The organism is Mycobacterium sp. 852002-51163_SCH5372311 (genome assembly GCF_001667115.1).
In the GTDB taxonomy this organism is placed as follows: Bacteria; Actinomycetota; Actinomycetes; order Mycobacteriales; family Mycobacteriaceae; genus Mycobacterium.
The window spans coordinates 1-6,248 of record NZ_LZIJ01000071.1 but is presented as its reverse complement, the minus strand read 5'-3'; the positions used below and the strand labels follow the sequence as shown (position 1 = coordinate 6,248).

Here is a 6,248-nt window from a genome sequence, read left to right as displayed (position 1 = left end):
AGTTGTAGAACGCCATGTTGCGCAGGTGCGCGCCGGCGTCGGAGAAGCCCATGTGGACGCTGGGCTCCGCGGCGAGCTGGTCGAGCTGCTTGGGCCTGTGGTTGGCGATCGTGGTTGTCCACCGGACGTTCCGTTCGCCGTTCTCGACGAGCACGTCCAGGAACGCGTCGAGCGGGTGCAGCCGGCGCTCGTCGGCGATGGCACCGAAGCTCTTGCCGATCAAGGTCTTGTCCGGACACTCGACGATCACCGCGTCGTGAAAGTCGCGGTGCCACAACGAAGCTCCGAGCTTGATGCGGTCGAACTCACGCCGGAACCGCCGGCGGTAGGACTCGTCGGCGAGTAACTCGTTGCGCTCGAACTGATCGCGCAGGTGCAGGGCCGCCGTGCCGGCGCCGAACTCTTCGAAGACCGGCAGGTCGATTCCGTCGGAGTACAACGTGAACGGGACCGGCAGGTGCTGGAACCGCACGCTCGAGCCCAGCAGCTTGTTCAGAATCCGGGTGCCGACGCCGACGACGTACACCATCAGCGGCATCGACTTGGCGTCGGAGGACACCAGCATGCTCATCCGGGTGCCCTTGCCGCCGTTCAGTAATCGGCTGCTGGCCAGGAAGAACAACAGTGGGGATACCGGGTTGTCCACGTCGGGGGCGCTCTGCAGCAGCCGGCCCCGCTTGCGCAGAACGTTGATCAGCCTGCGGCGTTCCCGCCAGGTCGCGAAGGTCGACGGGAGCGCGCGCGACCGGAACCGGTCGCCGTCCAGCTTGTCGATCGCCGCGTCCATCCCGGACATGCCCAGCACACCGGCATCGAGTGCCTCATCGAGCAGTTCGGTCATCTTCTGCAGCTCGGCCTCGGTGGGCCGGACGTTGCGGTCGGTGGCGCGGTCCAGCCCCATCACAGCGGCCCGCAGATCCGAATGACCAAGCAGCGAGCCGACATTCGGCCCGAGCGGCAGTGACTCGAGGGCGTCGATGTACTCGGCCGGGGTAGACCACGTCTTGTTGGCGTCCAACGCGTTGTACACGAACTGGCGCGGCACCGCCTCCACCCGGCTGAACAGATCGGCGGCGTCCTGGGAGTCGGCGTAGACGGTCGACAGTGAGCAGTTGCCCAGCAGGACGGTGGTAACGCCGTGGCGCACGGATTCCCGCAGTCCGGGATCGAGCAACACCTCTGCGTCGTAGTGGGTGTGCACGTCGATGAAGCCCGGCACAATCCACTTGCCCGCCGCGTCTATCACCTCGGGGCAGCCGGTCTCGTCCAGCGGCGGATCCGACGGGCCGGCCACCGTTGCCACCACGCCGCCGCGAATGCCCAGCGTGCGAAGTTGAGGAGGGCTGCCCGTGCCGTCGAACCACAAGCCCTCGCGAATGATCACGTCGTACGTCATGACCCCAGTCTACGCTTAGATTGTAAGCACTCGCTTTCTTAACCGGACCGTCGGCGAGTCGAGACCAAAGCGATAACTGCAGGTCGATCAGCGGCCGGGACCCGACGGGGCGGTCGTCGGCGTCGTCGGCGCTTCGGTGGGGGTGCTGGCAGGCGCTCCGGGGTCGGGCACGTTGACCGCCGGAGGGACCACTCCGCTGCGGCTGGCCACCGCGGGGATCCGGATCACCGCCGCGCGCTGGCCGCATTCGTTGGTTTGCACGGTAACTGTCATTTCGCCGGCGAAATCACCGTGCGGCTGCGGTCGCAGCGTCAGCACCTGCGTCGTGGTCTGGGTATTCGCCAGTCCGTTCCCACCCACGCAGGGGAACTGCACCGTTTCCGCTTCGGACTGCCACTGACCGTCGCCGAAGTGCATGACGATATGACCGCCGCCCGGGGACTTGGCCTGCGTGTGGTCCTCGTCGTCGAGCAGCGTTCCGCTGGCGGTACACGCCGCCGGTGTGCACGACGAGCGGAAAGCCCACCAGGTGTTCACGTTCGGCGGTTGCGGGTCAGGAAGGTAGTTGAACGTCTGCTTGGCGCGCTGGACCTCGATGCGATAACTGCCGTCGAGTGGCACCGGCGCCGAAGGCTCGGGGGGCCCGGTGGTGGTCGGCGGCACGACGGCGGCCGGCGTGCTCCTTGACGTGCCGGCGGCCTGACTGGATTTCTTTTCGGCGTTGCGGCCTATCGCGATGCCCGCGGCCAGCACCCCGACCACCAGGAGCGCCGCCGCACCGGCCAGCAAAACCCGGCGCCGACGCGGTGCGCCGTTGCTGGCCGTCGAGTAGTCGCCCAGCCTCCGCGCCAGCAACCCGGCGGCCGATTGCAGTACCGTGCCGCGTTGTTTCGGCATAGCGGGGGCGGTCCGCGAATCGGGTGCCGGTTGGGTGTCGGCCAGGTTTGCTGTGCTGTCGCTATCGGGCCAGGCGTACGCCGGATAGTCGACGACCTCGACGGTGAAAGCGACCTCGGGGCTGTGCTCGCCGACCGAGACGCCGGCCTGCTGGTTTGCAGCACCGGCAAACTCTGCGCAGCTGGCGAACCGGTCCGCGGGATTTCTGGCCAGGGCTTTGGAGAACACACCGTCGAGGTGGGCCAGCTCGGGGCGCTGATCACTGAGCGTGGGGGGTGCGTCGTTCATCAGCCGGTCGACCGCGGCCGTCCGGTCACCGGGCTGGACCGGCGGCGCACCGGTCAGCAGGTGAAATGCGGTGGCCGCCAGCGCGTACTGGTCGGCGCTCCCGTCGAAATCGCGGCCCGTCAACTGTTCGGGCGCGGCATAGCCCACCGTGCCGGATGGCCGGGCTATCCCGAGATCCGACAACAGCATTCGCTGTTCACCCTGACCCCGGCTGCTCAGCAGGATGTTGGCGGGTTTGACGTCGCGATGCAGCAATCCACGGTGATGGGCGTAATCGAGTGCTTCGGCCATGGCGGTGACCAGCGAAAGCACTTCGCCGGCCGGTGAAACCGCCGGGAAACGCTCGGTGATGAGCTGTGCGGCGCTGATGCCCTCGATGTAGTCCGTTGCGGCCCAGAGCTGGCCGTCTGACTCGCCGCGGTCGTGTACCTCCACGATGTGCCGGTGATAGAGGCTCGCGACCACCGGGGTCTCGGCGTGGAATCGGCGCCGGAATTCGCCGTCCGACGACATCGCGAGTGAAAGTACTTTCAGCGCCACCCAGCGCGCGGACCGCGGGTCCTGGGCCAGGTAGACCTCACCCGTCACACCCGAACCCAGCCTGCGGGCGATCGTGTACCCGGCAAAGGTTGCGCCGCTGGCCAACGCCATTTCGAGATCCTATCCGCGTTCGGGAGGCCGCGCGCGTTCAGCGCGTCCAGACCCCGCCAACCGAAACGTCTTGCCGCGCAGGATCACCAGCTCGGGATTGTTCAGCACGCCGGGATCGTTGCGCGGATCTTCCGAGTAGCACACCAGATCTGCCGGCGCCCCGTCTTCGATGGCCGGGCGGCCCAGCCAGCGACGCGCATCCCAGCAGGCGGCGCCCAACGCTTCGGCCGGGCTCATCCCGATGCGCTTGAGGGCTTCGATCTCGTCGGCGATCCGGCCGTGCTCGATCATGCTTCCGGCGTCGGTGCCGGCGTATATCGGCACACCCGCATCGCGCGCCGCGGCGATCCGATCGTAGCCGCGGGCATACAGGTCACGCATGTGAGCGGCGTAGGTGGGATAGCGCGACGCAGAGTCGGCGATGCCCGGGAAGTTTTCGAGGTTGATCAGCGTGGGGACCAGCGCCGTGCGGTGCTCGACCATCAGCGCGATGGTGTCGTCGGTCAACCCGGTGCCGTGCTCGATACAGTCGATGCCGGCCTTGATCAGCCCCGGCAGTGCGTCCTCGCTGAAGACGTGCGCGGTGACCCGGGCGCCCTGTGCGTGGGCGGCGTCGATCGCGGCCTTCAGCACGTCGTCGGACCACAGCGGGGCGAGGTCACCGACCTTGCGGTCGATCCAGTCGCCCACCAGCTTGACCCAGCCGTCGCCGCGTCGCGCCTCGACGGCGACCGCCGCGGGCAGCTGCGATTCGTCCTCCAGCTCGACCGCATACCCGGCGATGTAGCGCTTCGGCCTGGCCAGATGTTTTCCTGCCCGGATGATGCGCGGCAGGTCATCGTGGTCGTCGAGGACGCGCGTGTCGGTCGGTACGCCGCAGTCGCGCAACAGCAGCGCGCCGGCGTCGCGTTCGGTCTCGGCCTGGGCGATCGCCTCGTCGATCTCGACACCGCCGTGCTTACCGAGCCCGACGTGGCAGTGCGCATCGACCAGGCCGGGCAGGATCCAGCCGCCGTCAAAGACCGTGTCGGCATCGGCGACGGGCTCGGTGCTGATGCGGCCGTCGACCACCCACAGTTCGATTCCGGTCTCGTCGGGCAGTGACAGACCTCGCACGTGCAGCCGCACGGCGTTGGCTACTTCCTGCCTGGGTTGCCTGGGAACTTGAGCTTGGACAGGTCGAAGTCGGCCAGTCCGGGCGGCAACTCGTTGAGGCCTTCGGGCATTTGGGACAGGTCGGGGAATCCGGCCGGCATATTCGGCGCGCCGGGCACTCCGGGCCCGAACGGACTGCGCACCTTCGGCGGCGTGGGGCCGCGCTTCTTGCCCTTCTTGCCGCCCTTGTTCTTGGCGCCGCCCTTGGCTTTTCGCGTCGCCGACTTGCGGCCCAGCCCGGGGATGCCCATGCCGCCGAGCATCGACGACATCATCTTGCGGGCTTCGAAAAACCGGTCCACCAGCTGGTTGACCTCGGACACGGCCACCCCGGAGCCGTTGGCGATGCGCAGCCGCCGCGACGCGTTGATGATCTTGGGATCGGCCCGTTCCTCCGGCGTCATGCCCCGGATGATGGCCTGGATCCGGTCGAGTTGCTTGTCGTCGACCTCGGCCAGGGCATCCTTCATCTGGCCCGCGCCGGGCAGCATGCCCAGCAGGTTGCCGATCGGGCCCATCTTGCGGACGGCGAGCATCTGCTCCAGGAAGTCCTCCAGGGTCAGCTCGCCGGCGCCGATCTTGACGGCCGCCTCCTCGGCCTTCTGGGCGTCGAAGACCTGCTCGGCCTGCTCGATCAGGCTCAGCACGTCGCCCATGCCCAGGATGCGGCTGGCCATCCGGTCGGGATGGAAGACGTCGAAGTCCTCCAGCTTCTCGCCGGTGGAGGCGAAAAGAATCGGGACACCGGTCACTTCGCGGACCGACAGGGCGGCGCCGCCACGCGCGTCGCCGTCGAGCTTGGTCAGCACCACGCCGGTGAAGCCGACGCCCTCGCCGAATGCCCGTGCGGTGGCGACCGCGTCCTGGCCGATCATCGCGTCCAGGACGAACAGCACCTCGTCGGGATCGATGGCGTCGCGAATGTCGGCGGCCTGGGCCATCAGCTCCTCGTCGATGCCCAGCCGGCCGGCGGTGTCGACGATGACGACGTCGAAGTGCTTGGCCCGGGCTTCGGCGAGCCCGGCCGACGCGACGGCTACCGGGTCGCCGGGGCCGGACTCAGGTGACGCTCCCGGGTGCGGTGCGAATACCGGCACCCCGGCACGTTCCCCGACGACTTGCAGCTGGTTGACTGCCGCCGGCCGCTGCAGGTCGCAGGCCACCAGCAGCGGCGTGTGTCCTTGGCCGCGCAGCCATGCGGCCAATTTGCCGGCCAGCGTTGTCTTGCCGGAGCCCTGCAGACCGGCGAGCATCACCACGGTCGGCGGTGTCTTTGCGAAGGCCAGCTGGCGAGTCTGGCCGCCGAGGATGCCGATCAGCTCTTCGTTGACGATCTTGACGACCTGCTGCGCCGGGTTGAGGGCGCCGGACACCTCGGCTCCCCGGGCGCGTTCCTTGATCCGGTGGACGAACGCGCGCACCACGGCCAGCGAAACGTCGGCTTCGAGCAGCGCGAGCCGGATTTCGCGGGTGGTGGCATCGATATCGGCGTCGGTGAGACGGCCCTTGCCGCGCAGCCCCTGAAGGGCAGCGGTCAACCGGTCGGACAGCGATTCAAACACGCCCGCCAGCCTATCGGTGCTGCGGCGGATGCCGCAGGGAAGCCCTAGCGCGGCGCTGCGGGCGCTCTGGGCGTGAATCCTGGGCTTTGGGCGTGAATCCTGGGCTTTGCGTGTGCAACCTGGGCGGAAATGCGCGCCGATTTCCGCCCCACACGCACTCCGGAAGCCCAGTATTCACACTCAACGCCATGGGCTCACACCCAACACGGTGGATGCCGAAAGCCGAGCATCCGACGTCTTCCCGGTGGCTATATTTCTGCGAAGCGGCGAAGCAAAGGGAGCAACCACGTGCTCGAAGT

General features: G+C 68.0%; 4 protein-coding genes. All 4 read right to left on the bottom strand.

The annotated features are described in order from the left end of the window. Nucleotides 1-1,396, bottom strand: a 1,396-nt coding sequence (locus A5791_RS08410; RefSeq protein ID WP_067233898.1) for an amidohydrolase family protein, incomplete at its 3' end; no start/stop codon positions are given. A gap of 87 nt (nucleotides 1,397-1,483) precedes the next feature. After that, complete coding sequence (locus A5791_RS08405; protein WP_067233896.1) at nucleotides 1,484-3,232, bottom strand: serine/threonine-protein kinase; 1,749 nt, start codon at nucleotides 3,230-3,232, stop codon at nucleotides 1,484-1,486. A gap of 9 nt (nucleotides 3,233-3,241) precedes the next feature. After that, on the bottom strand, nucleotides 3,242-4,360 hold the full coding sequence (locus A5791_RS08400) for an amidohydrolase family protein (RefSeq protein ID WP_067233895.1): 1,119 nt from the start codon (nucleotides 4,358-4,360) through the stop codon (nucleotides 3,242-3,244). 8 nt (nucleotides 4,361-4,368) lie between these two features. Then, nucleotides 4,369-5,949: a signal recognition particle protein gene (gene ffh / locus A5791_RS08395; protein WP_067233893.1), complete on the bottom strand. Its 1,581-nt coding sequence runs from the start codon at nucleotides 5,947-5,949 to the stop codon at nucleotides 4,369-4,371. Nucleotides 5,950-6,248 lie beyond the last annotated feature (299 nt).

Bases quoted from the DNA above. Each gene is read 5' to 3' on its own strand.
- A5791_RS08405 (WP_067233896.1), bottom strand. From the start codon at position 3,232: ATGGCGTTGGCCAGCGGCGCAACCTTTGCCGGGTACACGATCGCCCGC.